This is a genomic window from Desulfonatronospira sp. MSAO_Bac3, assembly GCF_003838035.1.
Classification (GTDB): domain Bacteria; phylum Desulfobacterota; class Desulfovibrionia; order Desulfovibrionales; family Desulfonatronovibrionaceae; genus Desulfonatronospira; species Desulfonatronospira thiodismutans.
In genome coordinates this window covers 1-2,185 of record NZ_QYZY01000124.1, presented here as the reverse complement: position 1 = coordinate 2,185, position 2,185 = coordinate 1, and the positions used below count along the sequence as shown (strand labels likewise).

At 55.7% G+C, this 2,185-nt stretch carries 2 protein-coding genes; both read left to right on the top strand.

The window, feature by feature from the left end:
* Window positions 1-141: 141 nt before the first annotated feature.
* The gene (locus D5S03_RS04585) at window positions 142-882 is read left to right on the top strand and encodes an aldehyde ferredoxin oxidoreductase N-terminal domain-containing protein (RefSeq protein WP_287042806.1); all 741 of its coding nucleotides are present in this window, start codon (window positions 142-144) and stop codon (window positions 880-882) included.
* Between the two features lie 24 nt (window positions 883-906).
* Entirely contained in the window at window positions 907-2,019 is a 1,113-nt protein-coding gene (locus tag D5S03_RS04580) for an aldehyde ferredoxin oxidoreductase C-terminal domain-containing protein (protein ID WP_287042805.1), read from the top strand.
* Window positions 2,020-2,185 lie beyond the last annotated feature (166 nt).

Sequence of the window (2,185 nt, the reverse complement as noted above, 5' to 3'; positions counted from 1 at the left end):
TTGAATACCCGCTTTTGAACATGGAATGCCAGGAAAAATTCTGCGGCAAGCAGGCCCCGGGGGCCGGCTCCCTGCTGGAGCCTGCATGCGTTACTGCCTGTCTGTTCGAAGCTTTGCAAGTGGAAAAAGAGGAGGTCCGGGATGCGGGATAAATGGTACGGGTGGTGCGGAAGGATTCTCTACGTGGACCTGAACAGCATGCAGGTCAAAACACAAAAGCTGCCCAGGGACCTGGTCCGGGACTATCTGGGTCAGTCCGGCAGCGGGGCCAGGCTGCTCATGGACATGACTTATCCCGGAATGGACCCTTTGTCTCACCAAGCCCCGTTCATATTCGGGGTCGGCCCTCTGGGAGGTACGCCCGCACCTTGCTCCGGGCGTTTCAGCCTGACCTTCAAGTCGCCTCTTACCGGAATTTTCGCCGACTCCAACTGCGGCGGGCATTTCGGGCCTGAGCTTAAAATGGCCGGATTTGATCACCTGGTAATTACCGGCAAGGCGGCTCATCCCGTCTACCTGTGGATAGACAACGACCAGGTGCGGATAAAGGATGCCCGGCACCTGTGGGGCCTGGATACCTGGGAAGCAGACGCAGGCATTAGACAGGAGCTGGGCGAGAGAACGGCCCAGGTGGCCTGTATCGGACCGGCCGGAGAAAACATGGTGCTCATGTCCGCGGTGATATGCAATCTGGGCCGGGCCGCTGCACGCTGCGGACCCGGAGCTGTCATGGGTTCCAAGAATCTCAAGGCAGTGGCTGTGCGCGGGGACAGGGGAGTGGATATTTTTGAGCCCGCAGCCTTTACAGAGGCTGTACAGGAAGTGCAGGCAAGTATCCTGGGAGATCCTCTTTATGAACAGGCCAGCTCCTACGGCACCTGAGCCATTACTCCCCTGGCCCAAGGTATGGGCTTTTTACCCACAAGAAATTTTCAGGAGTCCGTCTTTGAAGCCTCCTCCAACTTTTCCGGAGAAAACCTCAAGGATAATTACGTCCAAAGAAACAAAGGCTGTTTCAACTGCCCGGTAAGCTGCAGCCGCTACTGCAGTGTACAAGAGGGACCTTATGCCGGAACTAAGGGCGAAGGCCCGGAATATGAATCCATCTCGGCATTCGGCTCCAAGTGCGGCAATTCCGACCTGGAAGCAGTACTGCATGCCAACATGCTCTGCAACAGGCTTGGCCTGGACACCATAAGCACCGGCAATGTCCTGGCCTGGGCCATGGAGTGTGAGGATAAAGGGGTTTTTTCCGCCAGAGATCTGGGTCTGGACGGTCTTGGCTTCGGCAACCATCAGGCCATGATACAGGCCATCCATAAAATAGCCGCCAGACAGGACGGGGGTGATATCCTGGCCCAAGGGGCCTGGAGGGCTGCGCGCATACTCGGAGGACAGGATCTTGTGGTCCACAGCAAAGGCCTGGATTACCCGGCTGTGGATGTGCGCGGAACAAAGGGCATGGCCATGGCCTTTGCCGTTTCCCCCAGAGGCGGAGATCACTTAAAAGGGCTCTGTCTTTTAGAGGTGGCACCGGATGTATATGCACATATTCTCAAGAGTGAGCTGGGCATTGAACCCGGAGATAAATACTGGCTTAAGTATGAAACCAAAGCCGGGCTCATGGCCTGGCAGGAGGACTGGCACTGCGTAGTGGACTCCCTGGGGCTGTGCAAGCTGGAGGGAATCGCATTAAAACCCGTCCTGCCCGCCCATTTTCACAGGCTGCTGTCCACAGCCACAGGATGGCCGGGAGATGTCCAGGATCTAAGGCGGGCCGGGGAGAGGATCTGGAACCTGGAGCGGATGTTTAACTGCAGGGAAGGACTGGGCAGAAAAGATGATTATCCGCCGAAGCGGCTTATGCAGGAGCCTGTGAAGAACGGGCCTTCCAGGGGAGAACGTCTGGACAGGGATAAATACGAGGCCCTGCTTGCGCAATACTACAGCCTCAGAGGATGGGACCTGGACACAGGTGTCCCGACACCGGCAACCAGGAGCAGGCTTGGGCTTTCATAAGGCAAAAAAATACGTAATTATTCACCAGGGTCCGGGGACTTCGCAAACAGGACGTAAAAACTCACTCCAAGGAAGCGTAAATCAAAACCTATACACGGGTTTTTAAGCCAGAATAACCTCGATAACATGCTTTAAATAAAGTTCGGTGTTTTACGGTTTTGATTAA